The 18,713-nt window shown below is 65.0% G+C and carries 15 protein-coding genes; 7 read left to right on the top strand and 8 right to left on the bottom strand.

Annotated features, from left to right (window positions below; genetic code table 11):
* Nucleotides 1–40: 40 nt before the first annotated feature.
* A complete protein-coding gene (locus tag ACODTA_RS00630) occupies nucleotides 41–1,501 on the bottom strand; it encodes an FAD-binding oxidoreductase (RefSeq protein WP_489063770.1) in 1,461 nt (486 codons plus the stop codon).
* 85 nt (nucleotides 1,502–1,586) lie between these two features.
* Between ACODTA_RS00630 and ACODTA_RS00625 the strand changes: the two genes are divergently transcribed.
* The 3 genes from ACODTA_RS00625 to ACODTA_RS00615 all read left to right on the top strand — a co-directional run bounded on the left by ACODTA_RS00625 (nucleotide 1,587) and on the right by ACODTA_RS00615 (nucleotide 4,005).
* Nucleotides 1,587–2,024, top strand: a complete 438-nt coding sequence (locus tag ACODTA_RS00625) for a hypothetical protein (RefSeq protein WP_489063768.1) — start codon at nucleotides 1,587–1,589, stop codon at nucleotides 2,022–2,024.
* A gap of 84 nt (nucleotides 2,025–2,108) precedes the next feature.
* Nucleotides 2,109–3,461, top strand: a complete 1,353-nt coding sequence (locus ACODTA_RS00620; RefSeq protein WP_489063767.1) for a DEAD/DEAH box helicase — start codon at nucleotides 2,109–2,111, stop codon at nucleotides 3,459–3,461.
* A 4-nt stretch (nucleotides 3,462–3,465) separates the two neighbouring features.
* The gene (locus ACODTA_RS00615; RefSeq protein ID WP_489063765.1) at nucleotides 3,466–4,005 is read left to right on the top strand and encodes a GNAT family N-acetyltransferase; all 540 of its coding nucleotides are present in this window, start codon (nucleotides 3,466–3,468) and stop codon (nucleotides 4,003–4,005) included.
* A gap of 52 nt (nucleotides 4,006–4,057) precedes the next feature.
* Here ACODTA_RS00615 and tgt read toward each other — a convergent pair whose 3' ends face one another.
* The 4 genes from tgt to ACODTA_RS00595 all read right to left on the bottom strand — a co-directional run bounded on the left by tgt (nucleotide 4,058) and on the right by ACODTA_RS00595 (nucleotide 8,718).
* Nucleotides 4,058–5,182: a tRNA guanosine(34) transglycosylase Tgt gene (gene tgt, locus ACODTA_RS00610; RefSeq protein ID WP_489063764.1), complete on the bottom strand. Its 1,125-nt coding sequence runs from the start codon at nucleotides 5,180–5,182 to the stop codon at nucleotides 4,058–4,060.
* Between the two features lie 212 nt (nucleotides 5,183–5,394).
* Entirely contained in the window at nucleotides 5,395–6,519 is a 1,125-nt protein-coding gene (locus ACODTA_RS00605; protein ID WP_489063762.1) for a cupin domain-containing protein, read from the bottom strand.
* A gap of 33 nt (nucleotides 6,520–6,552) precedes the next feature.
* Nucleotides 6,553–7,851 (bottom strand): MFS transporter, encoded by a 1,299-nt coding sequence (locus ACODTA_RS00600; protein ID WP_489063760.1) that lies wholly within the window; start codon nucleotides 7,849–7,851, stop codon nucleotides 6,553–6,555.
* Between the two features lie 18 nt (nucleotides 7,852–7,869).
* Nucleotides 7,870–8,718 (bottom strand): fumarylacetoacetate hydrolase family protein, encoded by an 849-nt coding sequence (locus ACODTA_RS00595; RefSeq protein WP_489063758.1) that lies wholly within the window; start codon nucleotides 8,716–8,718, stop codon nucleotides 7,870–7,872.
* A gap of 472 nt (nucleotides 8,719–9,190) precedes the next feature.
* Between ACODTA_RS00595 and ACODTA_RS00590 the strand changes: the two genes are divergently transcribed.
* The 4 genes from ACODTA_RS00590 to ACODTA_RS00575 all read left to right on the top strand — a co-directional run bounded on the left by ACODTA_RS00590 (nucleotide 9,191) and on the right by ACODTA_RS00575 (nucleotide 13,724).
* Complete coding sequence (locus ACODTA_RS00590) at nucleotides 9,191–10,993, top strand: FHA domain-containing protein (RefSeq protein WP_489063757.1); 1,803 nt, start codon at nucleotides 9,191–9,193, stop codon at nucleotides 10,991–10,993.
* A complete protein-coding gene (locus ACODTA_RS00585) occupies nucleotides 10,990–11,799 on the top strand; it encodes a 3-keto-disaccharide hydrolase (protein ID WP_489063756.1) in 810 nt (269 codons plus the stop codon). Before ACODTA_RS00590 ends, ACODTA_RS00585 begins: the two co-directional genes overlap by 4 nt.
* Nucleotides 11,800–11,836: 37 nt before the next feature.
* On the top strand, nucleotides 11,837–12,724 hold the full coding sequence (locus ACODTA_RS00580; protein ID WP_489063755.1) for a 3-keto-disaccharide hydrolase: 888 nt from the start codon (nucleotides 11,837–11,839) through the stop codon (nucleotides 12,722–12,724).
* 94 nt (nucleotides 12,725–12,818) lie between these two features.
* The gene (locus ACODTA_RS00575) at nucleotides 12,819–13,724 is read left to right on the top strand and encodes a 3-keto-disaccharide hydrolase (protein WP_489063754.1); all 906 of its coding nucleotides are present in this window, start codon (nucleotides 12,819–12,821) and stop codon (nucleotides 13,722–13,724) included.
* A 180-nt stretch (nucleotides 13,725–13,904) separates the two neighbouring features.
* Here ACODTA_RS00575 and ACODTA_RS00570 read toward each other — a convergent pair whose 3' ends face one another.
* The 3 genes from ACODTA_RS00570 to ACODTA_RS00560 form a co-directional block, all read right to left on the bottom strand.
* Nucleotides 13,905–14,804 carry a 3-keto-disaccharide hydrolase gene (locus ACODTA_RS00570; RefSeq protein WP_489063752.1) on the bottom strand — a complete coding sequence of 300 codons (900 nt, stop codon included), beginning with the start codon at nucleotides 14,802–14,804 and terminating at the stop codon, nucleotides 13,905–13,907.
* A gap of 22 nt (nucleotides 14,805–14,826) precedes the next feature.
* Nucleotides 14,827–16,653 carry a hypothetical protein gene (locus ACODTA_RS00565; protein ID WP_489063750.1) on the bottom strand — a complete coding sequence of 609 codons (1,827 nt, stop codon included), beginning with the start codon at nucleotides 16,651–16,653 and terminating at the stop codon, nucleotides 14,827–14,829.
* 179 nt (nucleotides 16,654–16,832) lie between these two features.
* Nucleotides 16,833–18,623 carry a phosphoenolpyruvate hydrolase family protein gene (locus ACODTA_RS00560; protein WP_489063748.1) on the bottom strand — a complete coding sequence of 597 codons (1,791 nt, stop codon included), beginning with the start codon at nucleotides 18,621–18,623 and terminating at the stop codon, nucleotides 16,833–16,835.
* Nucleotides 18,624–18,713 lie beyond the last annotated feature (90 nt).

Raw genomic sequence — 18,713 nt, 5'->3', positions numbered from 1 at the left:
TGACCGCGCCCGACGGACGAAAAAAACCGTGTCGCGCCGTTTATGGTGCCGCCGCGCCTGTTGCAAGCGGCACGAGCTTTCCGGGGTTCATCAGATTGCCGGGATCGAGCGCGGCCTTGATCGCGCGCAGCGCGGTCAGCCGCGCGGGATCGGCCAGCCGTGCATTCTCGTCGCGTTTCATCTGGCCGATGCCGTGCTCCGCCGAAATCGAGCCACCAGCCGCGACCACCAGATCATGAACATAGGCGCTGATCGCCTTGCCCGCCCCCATCGCCCAATCGGGCGGTGATCCGGCCGGCGCGCGAACGTGAAAATGGACATTGCCGTCGCCAAGATGGCCGAAAGCGGTGGCGCTGACCCCGGGAAAGCGGGCTTCCGCCGCCGCCGCCGCGTCGATCATGAAATCGGGCATGCCCGCGACCGGCACGGAGATATCGTGCTGCACCGCCGGGCCGTGCGCCCGCTCCGCCGCAGACAGCGAATCGCGCAGCATCCAGAACGCCTCCGCCTGCGCCTCGCTCGCCGCGATCGTCGCATCGCGGAAGAGGCTGGCCTCCAAGGCATCGGCCAGCAGGTTTTCGAGCAGGGTAGCCGGCGACTCCGCCTGCGAATCGGATCGATCGATCTCGACCAGCACATGCCAGGGATGATCGCCTGCCAACGGCGCACGCGCGCCCGGCACATGTTTCAGAACCAGCGCCAGCGAATCGGCGCGGACGATCTCGAACCCCTCCAGCGCATCGGCGGCGCGGGCTTCCAACCGGCGGAGCAGCGCCAGTGCCTGATGAGGGCTTTCGACGCCGATCCAGCCGACTGCGCGATCGACGATCGCGGGCACGAGCCGGAGGCTCGCCGCCGTCACGATGCCCAGCGTCCCTTCGGCACCGATCAGCAAATGACGGATGTCATAGCCGCGATTGTCCTTCTTGAGCGGATCGAGCCCCGCGAAGATCGTGCCGTCAGGCAGCACCGCCTCTATCCCAAGGGTCAGCGCGCGCATCGTACCGAAACGCAGCACCTGGGTACCGCCGGCATTGGTGGAGACGAGCCCCCCCACCGTCGCCGACCCCTTTCCGCCCAGGGTCAGCGGAAAGCGCATGCCGATGGCGTTCGCGGCTTCGTGCAGATTGGCGAGGATTACCCCCGCTTCCGCCACGGCCACACCATCTTCCGATGAAAGGCTGCGAATCCGGTTCATGCGGCGCAGCGACAGGATCAGTGCCGACCCGTCTTCAGGCGGAGTCGCCCCGCCCACCATGCTGGTGTTCCCTCCCTGGGGCACCAGCGGAACACGATACTCGCCGGCGATACGCAGGACTGCCGCAACCTGAGTGGTATCGGCAGGACTGAGCAATGCCCGTGCCTGGCCATGGAAACGACCGCGCCAGTCGGTCAGCCATGGCGCAAGCAGATCGGGATCGTCGGTGAAGCCCTTCGGCCCCAGCAGATCGCGCAATGCGGCGAGAGCGCTTCCCGAGATGGCGGGAATCGGATTTGTCATGGTTCGGCCTTAGCTGATGTGCGGGAATTCATGGCGCGTTCAACCTGAATGGTGCAAGGGCATCGGCGAAAATGAGTGCGATTGCATGACCATCTTGTCGCTCGCGGCAATGCTGTTCGCGGGAAGCGGCGCTTTTGCGTCCTCCGACGCTTCCGTTGCCGCGCCCGAACGTTATGCGCAGGTCACCATCCGCGAGCGCGTGATCATCCGCGTGCCGACACGCCAATCCGCACCCGCGAAACCGCTCAAATGGAAGGAGAAGAAGGCGCCGCGCTGCATCGCGCTCAACGCGCTGGCGGGCGCCGCGATCACGGGAGAGGATAGCGTCGACCTGATCCTGCGCGGCGGCACGCGGCTCAGGGCGCGGCTTGATCGCGACTGCCCCGCACTCGATTTCTATTCCGGCTTCTATCTCAAGCCGACTCGCGACGGCCGGATCTGCGCCGATCGCGACACGATCCATGCGCGTTCGGGCGGCCAATGCGAGATAAACAGCTTCAAGACGCTGGTTCCCGACCGCTGAAAACTTGACAATCACCTGCGTTTCCGTCACGCGCACCGCGCTTGGGCGGCGCTTTTCGGCTGCCCCGAACCTTCCGGAACGAAAATGAGCTTTGCCGATCTCGGCCTGTCCGACGAACTTCTCCGTGCTGTGAACGAGGCCGGCTATGACCAGCCGACGCCGATCCAGAAACAGGCGATCCCGTCCGTCCTGATGGGCAAGGACCTGATCGGCATCGCCCAGACGGGGACGGGCAAGACCGCCGCCTTCGTGCTGCCGATGATCGACATCCTTGGCGAAGGCCGCAGCCGCGCGCGCATGCCGCGCTCGCTGATCCTGGAGCCGACGCGCGAACTGGCCGCCCAGGTCGCCGAGAATTTCGACAAATACGGCAAATATCACAAGCTCTCGATGGCGCTGCTCATCGGCGGCGTGCAGATGGGCGATCAGGTGAAGGCGCTGGAAAAAGGCGTCGATGTACTGATCGCGACGCCGGGCCGACTGATGGACCTGTTCCAGCGCGGCAAGATCCTGCTCACCGGCTGCGACCTGCTCGTGATCGACGAGGCGGACCGGATGCTCGACATGGGCTTCATCCCCGATATCGAGGAAATCTGCACCAAGCTGCCCAAGAGCCGGCAAACGCTGCTGTTCTCCGCGACGATGCCACCGCCGATCAAGAAGCTGGCGGACAAGTTCCTGAACAGCCCCAAGTCGATCGAGGTCGCCCGCCCAGCGACCGCCAACACCTCGATCAAGCAGGTGCTGGTCGAAACGGATTCGCGCAAGAAGAAGGAAACGCTGCGCGGCCTGCTCGAGAGCGAAGAGATCAACACCGCGATCATCTTCTGCAACCGCAAGACGACGGTGCGCGAACTGGCGCAGACGCTGAAGCGCGACGGCTTCGCGGCTGGCGAGATCCATGGCGACATGGAACAGCGCGATCGCATCGCCGAACTCGATCGGTTCAAGGCGGGCACGATCAACATCCTGGTCGCATCCGACGTCGCCGCGCGCGGCATCGACATCAAGGGCGTCAGCCACGTCTTCAATTATGACGCGCCTTGGCATCCCGACGATTATGTCCACCGTATCGGCCGTACCGGCCGCGCGGGCGCGACCGGCACCGCCTTCACGCTGGTGACCTCCGCCGACGCGGAAGCGATCGAGAATATCGAGAAGCTGACGGGCCTGAAGATCGACCGGATCGGCAAGCCGGCCAAGGCGGAGCCCCGGAAAGAACCGAAGCGCGACGACAGGAAAGCGGAGAAACCCGAAAAGCCGCGCCGCGAAAAGGCGGAGGCCAGGTCGGAGCGTCCTCGCCGCGAGGATCGCGAAAGGCCGCGCGCCGAGAGCAAGCCGCACCGCCCCGCGCGCGCGCCGGTTCGTGACGACGGGCCGGATGACGGCTGGAACGGCCCGGTTCCCAACTTCCTGAACGTCAAGCTCTGCGACTGACCCGGTGACGCTCACGCATCGCTGGGCGTGCCTCGACGATGTGCCGGCCCTGCGCGCACTGATGTTCGCGGCGATCGAACAGCTTCAATCCGACGTGCTCGATTCCAACCAGGTGCGCGCCAGCCATGCGGTGATGGGGCTCGATACCCAGCTTATCGAGGATGGCAGCTATGTGATCGTCGAGGCTGACGGCCGGATCGCCGGATGCGGTGGCTGGAGCCGACGCACGACGCTGTACGGCGGAGACCATTCGCCGGGCCGCGACGCCGCGCTGCTAAGCCCGGCCACCGATGCCGCGCGGATTCGCGCCATGTACACCCATCCCGACTTTGTCCGCCGGGGCGTCGGCCGGCGCGTGCTCGACCTGTGCGAGGGCGCTGCCGCGGACCATGGCTTCGCCCGCGTCGAACTGATGGCGACACTTGCCGGCGAGCGCCTGTACAGCGCCTGCGGCTATGTGCCGATCGAACATGTCCAGAGCCCGCCGATCGACGGCGTGCGCGTACCGCTGATCCGCATGGGAAAATCGCTGGCTCGGGGTTGAACAAATATAGCCGTCATCCCGGCATTCGACGGAATGACGATGGGCGTTCCACTTATCCTCCACGCGCCCCATAACGCGCCCGGAAACCATCGGCGAACGCAGTCAGCCGGCCTTCCGCGATCGCGGCGCGCAGTTCCGCCATCAGCCGCTGATAGAACCACAGGTTATGCTCGGTCATCAGCATCGCGCCCAATATCTCGCCCGAGCGGACGAGATGGTGAAGATAGGCCCTGGACCAGCCGGCTGTCGGCGACTCCGGATCGAGCGGCGCCGGATCCTCCGCGAACTTCGCGTTGCGGATGTTGACCGGCCCATCCCAGGTGAACGCCTGCCCCGTCCGGCCGCTGCGTGTCGGCAGCACGCAGTCGAACATGTCGATCCCGCGCTCGACCGCGCCGACGATATCGTCGGGCTTGCCGACGCCCATCAGATAGCGCGGCTTGTCGACGGGCAATTGTCCCGGTGCGAAATCGAGGCAACCGAACATTGCCGCCTGCCCCTCGCCCACCGCGAGGCCGCCGACGGCATAGCCGTCGAAGCCGATATCGATCAGCGCATCCGCCGATGCCTTGCGCAACCGTTCGTCGAGCGCACCCTGCTGGATGCCGAACAGCGCCGCCCCCTCCGCATGCTCGCCGCCCGCATCGAAGCCGGCACGCGACCGCGCCGCCCAGCGCATCGACCGTTCCATCGCGGCCAATTGCTGTTCCGGGGTCGAGGTGGTGGGCACGAGCTGGTCGAACGCCATGACGATGTCAGATCCCAGCAGCCGCTGAATCTCCATCGACCGCTCGGGGCTCAGCATGTGCCGCGAACCATCGAGGTGGCTCTTGAAGCTCACCCCTTCCTCGGTGACCTTGGTGAGGTCCGACAGGCTCATCACCTGATAGCCACCGCTGTCGGTCAGGATCGGCCGGTCCCAGCCCATGAAAGCGTGGAGCCCGCCGAGCCGCGCCACCCGCTCCGCGCCGGGCCGCAGCATCAGGTGATAGGTATTGCCCAGGATGATGTCGGCGCCCGCGGCGCGGACGTCGGCTGGCTTCACCGCCTTCACGGTGGCGGCGGTGCCCACGGGCATGAAGGCAGGCGTGCGGATCTCGCCACGCCGCATGCGGATCGCGCCGGTGCGCGCCTTGCCGTCGGTGGCGGCGATGGTGAAGGAGAAACGGTCTGTCATGATCCGCGCGTCCTTAAAGCATCGCGCGGAAAAGTGGGAACCGGTTTTCGCGTCGCCGATAAGCTATCCAGGGCCGATCGACATTCAGATCAGATCGAGCCGAGGATGGTGGTTTTTCGCGACCCGGAGCGCAGCGTACTTAAAGTATGTGAGTACCGGAAGCCCGGGAAACAGCCATTTGCAGGCCGGTATAGGCTGAATGTCGACTGACCCTAGCGCGGCTCTCCGAAACTCCGCGCTATCTCTCCATCGCGCGTCCGGCGATCCTCGACCAGATGCCCCAGCGCCCTCAGCGCGGGCGCGTCGCTGACCGAATAGAGTACCGAATCCGCGCTGCCGTTGCGATGGCTAGACCACGCCCAGCCGGGCACGACGATCACATCGTTCCGCTGCCAGTTGAGCTCGACACCATCGGCGATGGTCGTACCGCTGCCCTCCAGGCAGACGAAGATCCGCGCGGCGGTGCTGCGCTGTTCCAGCGTGCTCTCGTTCGCCCGCAGCATCTGCATATGGACACCCAGCGTTTTCAGAACGCTGCCACCGGTTTCGGGACTGTAATATTCGACGATGATACCGTCATGCGGCGATCCTTCGTCATCGCGCAGCCGATCGAGCAAGGCGCGGGTCGGTTCGTATTTGTAGAGGAATTGCGGCGATCCGCTACCGCGCGCGACGCGATGGGAAACCCAGTCGGGCCGGACGCCGCCGACGCCATAGGCATTGGCCGACCAGTCGACGCGCGGCTTCACCGTCTGATATTTCTTCGCGACGCGTTCTCCGTTCACGATCTCGGCATAGTCGTTGAAGAAGAAATTGGTGCCCATCGCCCGCGTGAAGGGCAGGTCGAGCGTGTCGAACCACATGACCGGGCCGGTGCCTTCATTGCCGGTTTCGTGCCAGGCGCCACTGGGATTGGTGACGACGTCGCCGCGCTCCAGCCGGCTCTTGTCGCCCTCCACCGTCGTGTAGGCGCCATCCCCTTCCAGCATCACCCGCGTCGCCGCGCCGACATGGCGGTGCACCGGCGAAAGCTCGCCTGCCGGGATCACCTGCACGCCCCCGAACAGCCGCCGGGTAATGGTGCCGCTGCCCGGCAGGCCGGGATTGGAGAACATCAGGTTGCGGCGATCGGCCTCCTCGATCGGGATCACCTCGGTCGCGGCGAAGCCCAACGGCGAGAAATCGGCATAGCGCCAGATGCCCGGCCGTTCGGGATTTTCGGGTTCGAACGATTCATACTCGTGCTTGAGCTTCCAGAAGCCGACAATGTCCTGCCGCCCGAGCGCGTCGCTCAATGTTTCGCGGTCGGTGACCTCGCTGATGGGATTGGTCGACATGTCGGTCTCCTGTGCGTTCGATGTGCGAATGGTTCAGCCGGCGGTCGGTGCCGGATCGGTGGTGCGCCTGGGTGCGATCAGCAGCCCGATCAGGCTGAGCGCGCCACAGGCCGAAAGATAGAGGCCGACGGGCATCAGCCCGCCGCTCTCCGCCATGCTCTGCGCGGCATAGGGCGCCAGCGCGCCGCCCAGGATCGCACCCAGGTTGAACGCCATCGACGCGCCGGTATAGCGCACCCGCGCCGGAAACAGGCCGGGCAGCCACGCGCCGAGCGGGCCATAAGCGAGCCCCATGCAAAGCAAGGCGATCGAAAGATGCAGGAAGGTCAGTCCGATCGATCCGCTTTCGATCAGCGGCGCCATCAGCGGCCCGGCCAAGGCCAGCGTGCCGATGCAGCCGGTGATGAGCACGGTGCGCGGCGAGAAACGATCGGAGAGCATGCCCGACAGCACGATGCCGACCGCCAGGAACAGCGTGGCGCCGATTTGCGCGAACAGGAATTCGTTGCGGCCGTAATCGAGCGCGGTGGTGCCATATCCGAGCAGGAAAGCGGTCGCCATGTAGAAGATCGCGAAACAGGCGATGCCGCCCAGCGTCCCGCACAGGGTGGGGAACAGGTGATGGCGGATCACCGTCGCGATCGGCACCGCTTCGGGCGGTGCTTCCTTGAGCGCAGCGGCGAAGGCCGGTGTCTCGGTCAGTCTCAGCCGCACCCACAGACCGATCGCGACAAGCAGTGCGCTGCCCAGGAACGGGATGCGCCAGCCCCAGTCGTGCATCTGCTCGCTGCTCAGGCCAAGACCCAGCAGCAGGAACATGCCGTTGGCGGCGATAAAGCCGATCGGCGCGCCAAGCTGCGGCACCATGCCGAACCGGCCGCGCCAGCCCGGCGGCGCATTCTCGACCGCCAGAAGCGCCGCCCCGCCCCATTCGCCGCCCAGACCAAGTCCCTGCCCCATGCGCAACAGACACAACAGCAGCGCGGCGACCCAGCCGATATCGTCGTGCGTGGGCAGGAAGGCAATCAGGACGGTCGATCCGCCCATCAGCAGCAGCGAAGCGACCAATGTCGACTTGCGGCCGATCCGGTCGCCGAAATGGCCGAACAGGATCGCCCCCACCGGCCGCGCGACAAAGGCCAGGCCGAAGCTGGCATAGGCCGCGAGCAACTGTGCGGACGGCGATGAGGACGGGAAGAACAGCGGGCCGAAGAACAGGCTGGCCGCCACCGCATAGATGAAGAAATCATAGAATTCGACGGCTGTGCCGACCAGGCTGGCCAGCAGGACGCGGCGCTGCTCCGGCGCGGACGGTGCCAGTTGATTCCGCATCTTCCTGCCCCCCTGTCCTTATTGAATCGCGTTGCTGAGCCTTCCCAGCCCGTCGATCTCGATCGTCACCTGGTCCCCGCGCGCAAGATAGCGCGGCGGATCGAAGCCGATGCCGACGCCGGCGGGCGTGCCCGTCGCGATCACATCGCCTGGCTGGAGCGTGATCCCGGCGGAGATCGCCTCGATCAGCGTCGGGATGTCGAAGATCAGGTCCGCCGTGTTGGCGTCCTGACGCAATTCGCCGTTCACCCAGCAGCGCACGCCCAATGTTTCGGGCGACACGTCGTCCGCCGTCACCAGCCACGGGCCCATCGGGCAGAATGTGTCGAGCGACTTGCCGATTAGCCATTGCTTGTGATGCGCTTGCAGATCACGCGCCGTCACGTCGTTGACGATCATATAGCCGAAGACATGGTCATAGGCGTCGGCGCGATCGATGCCGCGCCCGCCCTTGCCGATCACCACCGCCAGTTCGGCTTCGTAATCCAGCTTGTCGCTGACGCCGGTGGGGTAGCGGATCGGTTCGCCGCTCGCGATCACGCATTCGGGCACCTTGGAAAAGACGATCGGCGCGGTCGGGATCGCTTCGCTCGCATCCTTGGCCGAACTGTCGAAGCCGCTTCTCGTGAATTCCTGCGCATGGGCATGATAATTCTTGCCCACGCAGAAGATGTTGCGCGGCGGGCGCGGAATGGGCGCGAGCAGCTCGACCGAGGACAGCGCGATCCCCTCGCCCGCAAGCGCCGGCCGTTCGCCCGAACGGATCAGCGAGATCATGTCGCTCTCCAGGGGGAAGACCCGCCCCGCCTGTTCGTCGACGACTGCGGCGACCGCACTGCCGCCCCGCCTGATCGTTGCCAGCTTCAATTCATTCTCCCGATCCGAATGGACGCCCGCGACCGGCGCATGGCGAGGAGACTGCCGTGCGCGACCGCATCGGCATGACGAAGCTGCAGGGGCTGCACCGCGCTGCCATCATCCATCCTCCCCACCCGTCTAAGCGGGCCGGTTTTGATCAAGCATGGAGCGTGCCAAGCCCGGGGTGCGATGGGGAGCGCGCATCGGCCGTCTTTTCCGCGCGGCGCGGCTGTCACCTTTATGATCCAGGTGACAATGCCCTTGTCACAGGTGACATCCTTCTTCCGCCCCAGAAACGGCGCACTTCTTTCGCCTCTCCGTGCCGCCGGGTCTTGGCACGGTCCGTGCATCGCAACGACCGGTACCCGCAAGACCGGGGCCATCGGGGGAGAGGAGACGCGACCGGCATGTCACGACGTAACGCCCTCCTCCGCCGCGCCATCAGGCCGCTCGCTCGGCCGATGCCATGGAGGGGAGAGGGATGAGGTTGCGAACGGCAGGATTCTTCATCGCGCTGGCGGCGCTTCCGGCACAATCGGCCCTAGCTCAATCCGGCAAGACGCCCGCCGTCGATAAGGTGATGGCGCACAATGATCGCGCACGATCGGGCTGGAATGCGCAGGAACGCGTGCTGACGCCCACCAATGTCGCGGGCGGCAATTTCGCTGCGCTCTGGTCGTCTCCGCAGCTCGACAGTTTCAACGGCCTGCCGCCGCGCATGTTCTCGGCCCCGCTGTATATCCACGCGCTGCGCCTCACCGGCGGCCAGTATCGCGGCAAGACCGTTCCGGCAGCGATCGTGAGCACCACGACGGGTTATGCCTATGCGATCAGCACCGCCGCCTCGGGCGCGATCCAGCCAGGCACGATCCTGTGGAAGGCCCGGCTGACCGAGACCCCCTGCAACAAGGGCGCGATGGGCAATTACGGCACCGGCATCATCGATCCCAAGACGAATCGCCTGTACGTGACGAGTTGCAGCAATCCGAGCGGCGAGCAGGGCAAGAATATGTGGAGCGCGCATGCGCTCGACATCCGCACGGGACAGCAACTCGCGGGCTGGCCGGTGGCGCTCAGCCAGGCGCTGATTGATCAGCCCTCGCTCAACCGCAACGGCAACCGCACCTGGAAGATGGGTCAGCCCTATCGCTATGTGCAGCGCGGCGCGCTCAATCTCAGCGCCGACGGATCGCGCCTCTATCTCGCCTTCGGCGCCGATGCGGTCGGCTGGATGCTGGTTCTCGACACCAACGCCCGCAAGGTCGCCTCCGCCTTTTCGGCGACGCCCGACGATGTGCAGGATGGCGGCGGCATGTGGGCGCAGGGCGGCCCTGCGCTTGACGATCAGGGGCGGCTCTACGTCACCACCGGATCGAATCTGTACGACGGCATCAAGCTCGGCTTCGAAAGCATGCATGCCGACAAGGAGAATAGCTGGTCGCATTCGATCCTCCAGTTCGAGGACGACCGCGCCGCCGGGCTGAAACTGACCGGCACCTATACCCCCTATAATTACTGCCAGGCGGGCAAGGCCGATATCGATATCGGCAGCAGTCCGGTTATCGTGCTCGACCTGCCGGCCGGCACGTCCGCCACGCCCCGGCTGCTTACGCTGGGCGGCGGCAAGCAAGGCAATATCTACTTGCTCGATCGCGACCACATGCCCGGCGGCCTCACCAAGCGCCAGCCCTGCTCGCTCGATCCGGCGACCGACCTGTCGTTGCTCTCGCCCGACATCCAGCCCGAATGGAAACGGCGCGGCCCGATCAATCTCTTCAAGCCATTTTCCGACGAATATGGCGCTTACGACCAGGCCAAGAGCCGCACATCGGCGTCCTGGTATCGCGACGATGCGGGCGCAACGTGGATCTACGTGTCCGGCGCCAGCAAGAAGGGCGAATTCTTCAACACCAGCACGCCCCCCGGCCTCGCCAAAGTGAAGGTGGTCGCGACCCCCGATGCGCCGGCCTATCTGAAGGTCGACACGCTTGAAATGACGCTGACCTTCCACAATCCGGGATCGCCGGTGATCAGCAGCAATGGTGGCCGCGACGCCATCATCTGGATGGTCGACCAGAATGCCGCGCGCACCGTCAGCCTCTATGCGACCAAGCCGCCCAGGCCGATCCTCTACGCCTTCGACGCGGCCAGCCTGAAGCCGATCTGGAAAAGCGCGGAGGGCGAACTGTTCCCCACCGGCAATTACGGCGAACCGACGGTCGTGAACGGACTGGTGCTGGTGGGAACCGACCGGCTCCAGGCCTATGGCCTGAAAGCGAAATGAGGCGCCGCCGCACGCCATGGCCGATCGCCGCGAGCCTGCTGGCCGCTGTCATCGCCATGCCACTTCATGCCAAGGCGCCCACCGGCTTCACGCCGCTGTTCGACGGGAAAACGCTGAAGGGCTGGCGCGGCGATCTGGCGCTCTGGTCGGTGCGCGATGGCGCGATCACCGGCGGATCGGGCCAGACGATCAGCAAGATGTCGTTCCTGATCCATGACGGTGACTATGCGGATTTCGAGCTGCATTTCCGCTATCGCTTCCCCAGGGATGGCAATTCGGGCTTTCAGTTCCGCAGCGCCGCGAGCGACCAGGGCCCCTATATGGTCGCGGGTTACCAGGCCAATGTCGTGCCGCCCGATCAGTTCGTCCGCTACGGCATGCTCTACGACAATCTCGGCCGCAACGAGATCGCGCTGCTCAGCGAAAAGGTCGAGATCGGCAGCGCCGGAGGCAAGGTGACGCGCACCATCGCGGCGTCGGTCAATCCGGTGAAGACCTTGCTCGCCGCCTATCGTCCCTATCCCGCCTGGAACGACTATGTCGTCATCGCCCATGGCAACCGCATCATCCACGCGATCAATGGCCAGCTCGTGCTGGATGCGGTCGACACTGATCCGGCGCGCGCCACTCACGGTCTGTTCGCGCTGCAGATCGATTTCGGCAAGCCGATGTGGGTGCAGTTCAAGGATATCGCGGTGAAGCGGCTGAAAGCGCCGCCCCGGATCGAGGGCCGCTTCGCCTCAATGCCCGGCGCGCCCGAAACGACGTCCGAAATTCCCAGAAGACCGCCCAAGCCGCCGCAATGAAGCGATGCCCGACAGGATATTGACAATGGAGAGAGACATGACCGGCACAAGGCACGGATATCTGAAACTTGCCGGGCTAACGGCGCTCGCACTGACCATGCTCGCGCCGCTCCAGGCGCAGAAAGCGCCGGCCACCAAATCCGCCGCGATACCCGCCGGCTTCACCCCATTATTCGACGGCAAGACGCTGAAGGGCTGGCGCGGCGATCCCGCGCTCTGGTCGGTGCGCGACGGCGCGATCACCGGCGGATCGGATCAGCCGATCGCCGCCAACACCTTCCTGATCTTCGACAAGCCCTATGCCAATTTCGAGATCCGCTTCAAATACCGCTGGCTTTCGTCGGAGGGCAATTCGGGGCTCCAGTTCCGCAGCGGCCAGATGGAGGGCAACCATGTCCTGACCGGCTTGCAGACCAATGTCACGCCGACCAACGTGCCGCCCGAACGCTTCGGCATGCTCTACAACGAGACCGGCGACCGGCAGGAAATGGCGCTGCTCGGCCAGAAGGCGGTGATCACGCGGCGTAGCGCCAATGGCGCCGGCACCGGGCGCGTCGTGCGGACGGTGACGGGCATGGTCAACGATCGCGCCGCCATAATCGGTTCGATCCGCCCCAATCCCGAATGGAACGAAGTGGTGCTGATCGCCTATGACAACCGCATGCTCTCCGCGATCAACGGGCTGCTTGCCTATGACGCGCTCGACAATGATCCGGTGGGCAAACGCGACGGATTGTTCGGCATCCAGCTCCACAAGGGGCCGTCGATGTGGATCCAGTACAAGGACATCGTGATCAGGCCGCTCACCGCCATGCCTGACGTCGAAGGGCGCTTCAGATCCACCCCGTCAGCAGCCCCGGCGCCGCTCAAGACATACAAGGATTCCACGCGCGCGGCGCTGCCCGACGTCGCCCTGCCCGAATAGGAGCCGCCCCCGGTCGCCGCCGCCCTTGTGGCTGCGGCGGCCACCCCTCGGCAACCACCAGGGTCGCCGGCCGCATGCATGACGGGAGAGACAGATGAGCAGGATCGATATCGGCAAGGCGGGCCTCAAGGGAGCAGCGCTGGGGGCACTCGCGCTGGTCTCCTCATCGCAGATCCATGCGCAGCGTTCCCCGCCTGACGCTCGCCAAGCCCCGATCCCCAAGGGGTTCGTCTCGCTGTTCGACGGCCGAACGCTCAACGGCTGGCGCGGAGATCCGTCTGTCTGGTCGGTGCGCGACGGCGCGATCACGTCGAGTTCGGACAAGGGGTTGTCGAACAACACCTTCCTGATCCTGAACAAAGCATATGCCAATTTCGAGATCCGGCTGAAGTACCGCTTCGTCACGCGCGTCGGCAATTCTGGCCTCCAGTTCCGCAGCGGCCAGGTGGAGGGCAATCATGTGCTCGCCGGCATGCAATCGAACATCACGCCGGCGAACTTCACCGCCTGCGGCCTCCCTTCCTGCGGAGAGGAACGATTCGGCATGCTCTATGAAGAACTCAACCGGCTCGAGATGGTGCTGCTCGGCGAACGCGCCGTGATCACGCGGCGCCAGGCGACGAGCGGCGGCCAAGGCGCGATCGTCCGCACCGTGCTGGGTACCACCAACCCGCGCGAGGCAGTGATCGCTTCGATCAAACCCTATCCCCAATGGAACGAGGACGTGCTGATCGTCCATGGCAACCGCATCGTCCATGTCATCAACGGACTGGTCGCCTTCGACGCGACCGACAACGATCCACTGGGCGCCAAGGACGGGCTGATCGGAATCCAGGCCCATGCCGGCCCGCCGAGCACCGCGCAGTTCAAGGATATCGTGATCCGTCCGCTGACCAGCTTTCCCGATATCGGTCGGCGGTTCGTGACAAGGCCCGACCCGGCGCCCGCACCGGCGCGGACGCAGCTCAATATCAAGCTGGAAAAGGTGGCCGCACACTGAGCATTTGATTGCCCAGCCCCATGCAAATCCGTTCGGGCTGAGCCTGTCGAAGCCCTGTCCTGTTTCTTCGAGGTTGAAGAAGGACAAGGGCTTCGACAGGCTCAGCCCGAACGGATTTGGGTGACAGCGCGCCCCTCAAGCCCCGCGCGCCCATCGACGCGCAGGGGGCCCAGGATATCCTCAATCGCTCATCGGCGTGTCGGGCAGATTGACCTTGGTCGAATCCTTGTAGGTTCGCGCAGGCACCGGCGCGGCGCTGGGTTTCGTGATGAAACGGCCGCTTATGTTCGGGAAGCTGGTCAGCGGCCGGATCACGATGTCCTTGAACTGGACGGTGCTCGCCGGCCCCTTGTGGAGCTGCCAGCCGAGCAAGCCGTCCCTGGCGCCCATCGGATCCTTGTCGAGCGCGTCGAAGGCGAGATAGCCGTTCACCGCATGGACCATGCGATTGCCATGGACGATCAGCACATCCTCGTTCCACTGGCCCGCCGGTTTGACGGCCTTCAATATCTCGTCGCGCGAATTGACCATGCCGGTGACGGTACGGACGATCCTGCCCTGGCCGCCGCCCGCCGCCTGAACGCGCGTGACCTCAGCCTTTTGCCCCAACAGCACCATTTCCTGGCGCTCGCCCAGTTCCTCGTAAAGCATGGCGAAGCGTTCGGGCGACTTGGTGATCGGCGTGACGTTGGCCTGCATGCCGACCATGATGTGGTTGCCGTCGAGCTGCGCGCTGCGGAACTGGAGGCCGGAATTGCCCGCTTCGGTCATGAAGCGATATTTGAAGCGGATCTCGAAATTGGCATAGGGTTTGTCGAGGATCAGATAGGTGTTGTACGGGATCGGCTGGTCCGACGCACCGGTGATCGCGCCGTCGCGCACCGACCAGTAAGTCGGATCGCCGCGCCAGCCCTTCAGCGTCTTGCCGTCGAACAACGAGGTGAAACCCGCCGGTACCGGCGCATGTCCACCGCCGGTCTGCCTGCCACCCGATTGGGCCCCCAGCGGCGCGGCCGCCGCGATCGCGAGCACGGCAAGCGCCGTGGATTTCAGGATCAGTCTGCGATGCGGTCCGCTCATTCCATCCTCCCTTGCTGATTGATCACTTGGTACGCAGGCCGAACGCCTGGATCCGATCGGTACCGACCAGCGCCATGCCGTTGACGATCGTCGGTTCGTTGTACTTGCCCGATGTGAAGAGCTCTCCGGCGCCGGTCTTCCACAGCAGTTTGAAGCTCAGCGCGTCGAAAGCGTAGAGCACGGGCTTGGGTGCGCCGGCGCCATAGAGATTGGCGGTACGCGGCGCATTGTTGTCGAGCACCCAGACGACCGCGTCGCGGCCGCCATTGCTGCTGACGACGGGGTTTCCGGGATTCTTGAAGGTCTGGCTTTCCTCCATGCCATCGACGCGCAGGAAGGCCGGCTTGCCCGGGCTGGTGATCACCTTCACGCGCGCCAGCCCCGGCGGCGCATCGGTCGTCAGATTCTCGCCGATCTTCTTGCTGCCGCTGACGAAGACGTAGCTGCTGCCGCGCGCATCGCGGAAATAGGCGGCGGTGCTGCGGCTCTTGGCCTGGTCGAACGCGCCGAGGTCGTCCGAAAAGGGCTTGAACAGGTTGATCGGGCCGGGTTTGCCGAATTCGGGCTGCGGCTCGGGCGCGAGCAGCGATTTGTCCTGCGACGGATCGTCGGTGCAGGGCTGGCGCTTGACGAGCCCGCCGGGCATGTGATCGCGATCGAGCAAATAGATATTGCCCTGCTTGCCGCCGCCCAGCGACAGCAGGTTGGTCGTGCTCGAACTGCCCTTGGGCAGATCGAACGCGATGACGCCGCTGCTGCCGATATCGATGTCGGTCTTCGATGCCTGGCAGTAATTATAGGGGGTATAGGTTCCGGTAAGCGTCAGCCCCTTCGAGCGATCATCGACGAACTGCATGATCGTCTGGCCCCAGGCATTGTCGCATTCGGGGCAGACGCCCGAAAGCCCATAGAGCCGGCCGGGAATGAGGTTGGCGCCGGTCGAGACATGGATGCGGCCCTGGCGATCGATCGCCGGGCCGCCCGACGCCCACATGCCGCCCTGCTCCTGCTGGTTGGTCTGGATCGAGGTGAAGGCGGTCGCGACCTTGGCGGCAGCGGTATCGACGACGACCAGCCAGCCTACGCCATCGGGGCCGAACGTCAGGTAGAGCCGATCGCCGTCGGCGCTGAGATTGAGGCCACCGCGCTGCGTGTAGCAGGGCGTGCGGCAGACGGCGCGCTTGCCGTCGGACGAGAAGCTTTTCTTGTCGTCGGTCTCGGCCACCCATTTCGTGCTGCCGTTGCGGTTGAGCCCTGGCCGGTTCATCGTCGCCGCATCGAAATCGACGGGCCAGCCCGACATTTCCTCGCCGCTGCGGATGTCGAGCGCATGGACCTGCCATTGCGGATCGCTACAGCTCGTCACGTAGAGCCGGTTGGTCTTCGGATCGATCACCGGTGTCGCGAGATTGGCGAGCGTACCCTTGCCGCACGGCGTTTCGGTCAGGCGCTTGCGCCACAGGATCGTGCCCGCCGGAACGCCGCCAGCCGCCGCCGCGCTGATCGCATAGGCATAGCCGGTGGTGGTGACCGCGAACACGGTCTGGAACGTCTTGCCGGCATGGTCGCCGCCCGTCATGCGGACCGCATTCATATAAAGGGGCGCCGCGAACAGGCGTGGCGGCGTGCCGTTGAAACCGTCGAGCTGTGGTGACGACCAGAGCGCGCCGAAGCTGCCGCCCGCCACCGCCCTGGGCGTCAGCTTCTTCTCATTGGGATTCCAGCCGCTGCGCGCCCGGTCGTTATGATTGGTCAGCTTGTCGAACGGCGAGGTTCGCGTGACCTGCGCCGATCCCGCGGTCGCAACCGCCGACATGACGACAAACATCAGCGCGGTCTTCAGCTTCATCCGGCATTCTCCCCTGCGGCATGGCGCGTCGCCCGTCTGCGCGGAGCGGATTCACGTCAATGCCTGTTTCAATGCACGGACTGTGCCAGTTTCGGGATCGGGAGGAAGCCGCGCTTCGTTGGGAAATCCACGCGTCACCCCTGTCACCGTGTAACACCGGGAACAGTCCGGGTGACAGTTCAGCCGATCGGTTCGCTCACGCCCTGCCGCGCCGCATCCAGCTTCGCATAAAGCGTCTTGCGACTGATCTTGAGGGACGCGGCCGCGACGCTCTTGTTTCCGCCCGCCAGCGCGATCGCACGATGGATGTCCTCGATCGTCACGCGCCGCGACAGCGCATTGTCCGAAACATGGCCGGACGAGACCGGAGAGCGGCGACCGCCATCTGGCTGGAAATAGGCACCGCGCAACACCGGTCCGTCCTCCAGGATCGCCGCGCGCGAAATCACCTGGCGCAGTTCGCGGATATTGCCCGGCCAGCTATGGCGCGCCATGTCCTCTTCGAAGCGCTCGTCGATGGCGAGACCGGACATGCCCAGCTCCGCCGCCGTCTTTTGCAGGAAATCGCTCGCCAGCACCGAGAGGTCGTCCAGCCGTTCGCGCAGCGGCGGAATATTGAGCGTCACCGTGCTCAACCGATAATAAAGGTCGGATCGGAATTTCCCCTCCTCCACCAGTTCGGCGAGCGAACGATTGGTCGCGGCGATGACACGCACATTCAAGGGTATGGGATTGTCGGCGCCCACGCGCACCACTTCACGCTGCTGCAGCACGCGCAACAGCGCAACCTGCGCCGCCGGGCTGAGGTCGGCGATCTCGTCGAGCAGCAAGGTGCCGCGATTGGCGAGCTCGAACTTGCCGATCCTGCGCCGGTCCGCGCCGGTGAAGGCGCCGCGCTCATGGCCGAACAATTCGCTTTCGAGCAGACCGGAGGGAATGGCGCCGCAGTTGAGCGTGATGAAGGGCTGCTTCGAACGCGGGCTCAATTCGTGGATCAGGCTGGCGGCCAGTTCCTTGCCCACCCCGGTTTCACCCTCGATCACGACATTGGCGTCGAAGCGCGCGACGCGCTCGATCGTGCGCACCAGATCATGGAAAGCGGGCGAACGCCCGAGCATCTCGCGCCGCCCCGGCTCCTCGACATCGGGATCGACCAGCCGCAAGGTCTTGCAGCGGCGCACGAAATTCGACGTGATCGCCTGCACCGGCAAACGCTCGAACACCGATCCGCCGGCGATACCGTCCACCTTCACCTGACGGAACAAGGTCGCGAAATCCTCGACATCGGTGAATGGACCGCCATAGACGAGGCAGAGTGGCCGCGAGGCCGCGCCGTCGAGCGCGGCGATCATGCGATTGATATGGATGAGCGAATCCTGCAGCCGGTCACGCCGGTCGCCGATCGCGAACTGGAGCGGGGTCAGCCCCGCATTGATGATGAAGGCATCGACGCCCACCGCCGCGAAGCGGCGGATATCCTCGACGTTGAGCACGAAGGCGAAGGTCGCCATGCCCTGTTTGCGCGCGGCGGCGAGCAATTCGACCTCGTTGGACAGGCCATAGCCTTCCTCTTCGAACGCCTCGCGGATCTTGCCGTCGATAAAACCCACAGTCGGCCAGTTGGTGACCCCATGCACACCCATGCGGCGCAAATGCGCGAGCCGCGCATCGACATCGATCGTCGGATCGCTCGCCATGACTCCCGCCACCACCGGCAGCCCGCCGGCATTGGGCAGGATATGGCGCCTCAACAATTCCTCGGTCTGTTCATTGGCGTTGCCATAGGCGAGCAGTGAGGCCAGCGAACCATGGCCCAGGCTGCGATACAGTCCGGCATTCAGAGCGAAAAGCAGGTCGGCTCCGGCCTCGACCACATATTCGGCGATCTGCCCGGAGCCCGCCGACACGGCCAGCACCGGTGACCCGCTCTGCTTGGCGGTCCGCGCGAGATCGCGCACGAGACTGTGCATCGCCAGCCTTTTCCTCCCCGATTTTTGTTACCTATGGCGACCATGTTGTCACAGGGTAACAAAAGTGACAACCAGATGATGCGAAAAATC

The organism is Sphingomonas sp. FG14 (genome assembly GCF_057809675.1).
The sequence above is the reverse complement of the archived record's forward strand: the minus strand, read 5'-3'. Positions and strand labels throughout refer to the sequence as shown.

Bases quoted from the DNA above. Each gene is read 5' to 3' on its own strand.
- ACODTA_RS00630 (WP_489063770.1), bottom strand. From the start codon at position 1,501: ATGACAAATCCGATTCCCGCCATCTCGGGAAGCGCTCTCGCCGCATTG.
- ACODTA_RS00625 (WP_489063768.1), top strand. From the start codon at position 1,587: ATGACCATCTTGTCGCTCGCGGCAATGCTGTTCGCGGGAAGCGGCGCT.
- ACODTA_RS00620 (WP_489063767.1), top strand. From the start codon at position 2,109: ATGAGCTTTGCCGATCTCGGCCTGTCCGACGAACTTCTCCGTGCTGTG.
- tgt (WP_489063764.1), bottom strand. From the start codon at position 5,182: ATGACAGACCGTTTCTCCTTCACCATCGCCGCCACCGACGGCAAGGCG.
- ACODTA_RS00605 (WP_489063762.1), bottom strand. From the start codon at position 6,519: ATGTCGACCAATCCCATCAGCGAGGTCACCGACCGCGAAACATTGAGC.
- ACODTA_RS00600 (WP_489063760.1), bottom strand. From the start codon at position 7,851: ATGCGGAATCAACTGGCACCGTCCGCGCCGGAGCAGCGCCGCGTCCTG.
- ACODTA_RS00590 (WP_489063757.1), top strand. From the start codon at position 9,191: ATGAGGTTGCGAACGGCAGGATTCTTCATCGCGCTGGCGGCGCTTCCG.
- ACODTA_RS00585 (WP_489063756.1), top strand. From the start codon at position 10,990: ATGAGGCGCCGCCGCACGCCATGGCCGATCGCCGCGAGCCTGCTGGCC.
- ACODTA_RS00580 (WP_489063755.1), top strand. From the start codon at position 11,837: ATGACCGGCACAAGGCACGGATATCTGAAACTTGCCGGGCTAACGGCG.
- ACODTA_RS00575 (WP_489063754.1), top strand. From the start codon at position 12,819: ATGAGCAGGATCGATATCGGCAAGGCGGGCCTCAAGGGAGCAGCGCTG.
- ACODTA_RS00570 (WP_489063752.1), bottom strand. From the start codon at position 14,804: ATGAGCGGACCGCATCGCAGACTGATCCTGAAATCCACGGCGCTTGCC.
- ACODTA_RS00565 (WP_489063750.1), bottom strand. From the start codon at position 16,653: ATGAAGCTGAAGACCGCGCTGATGTTTGTCGTCATGTCGGCGGTTGCG.
- ACODTA_RS00560 (WP_489063748.1), bottom strand. From the start codon at position 18,623: ATGCACAGTCTCGTGCGCGATCTCGCGCGGACCGCCAAGCAGAGCGGG.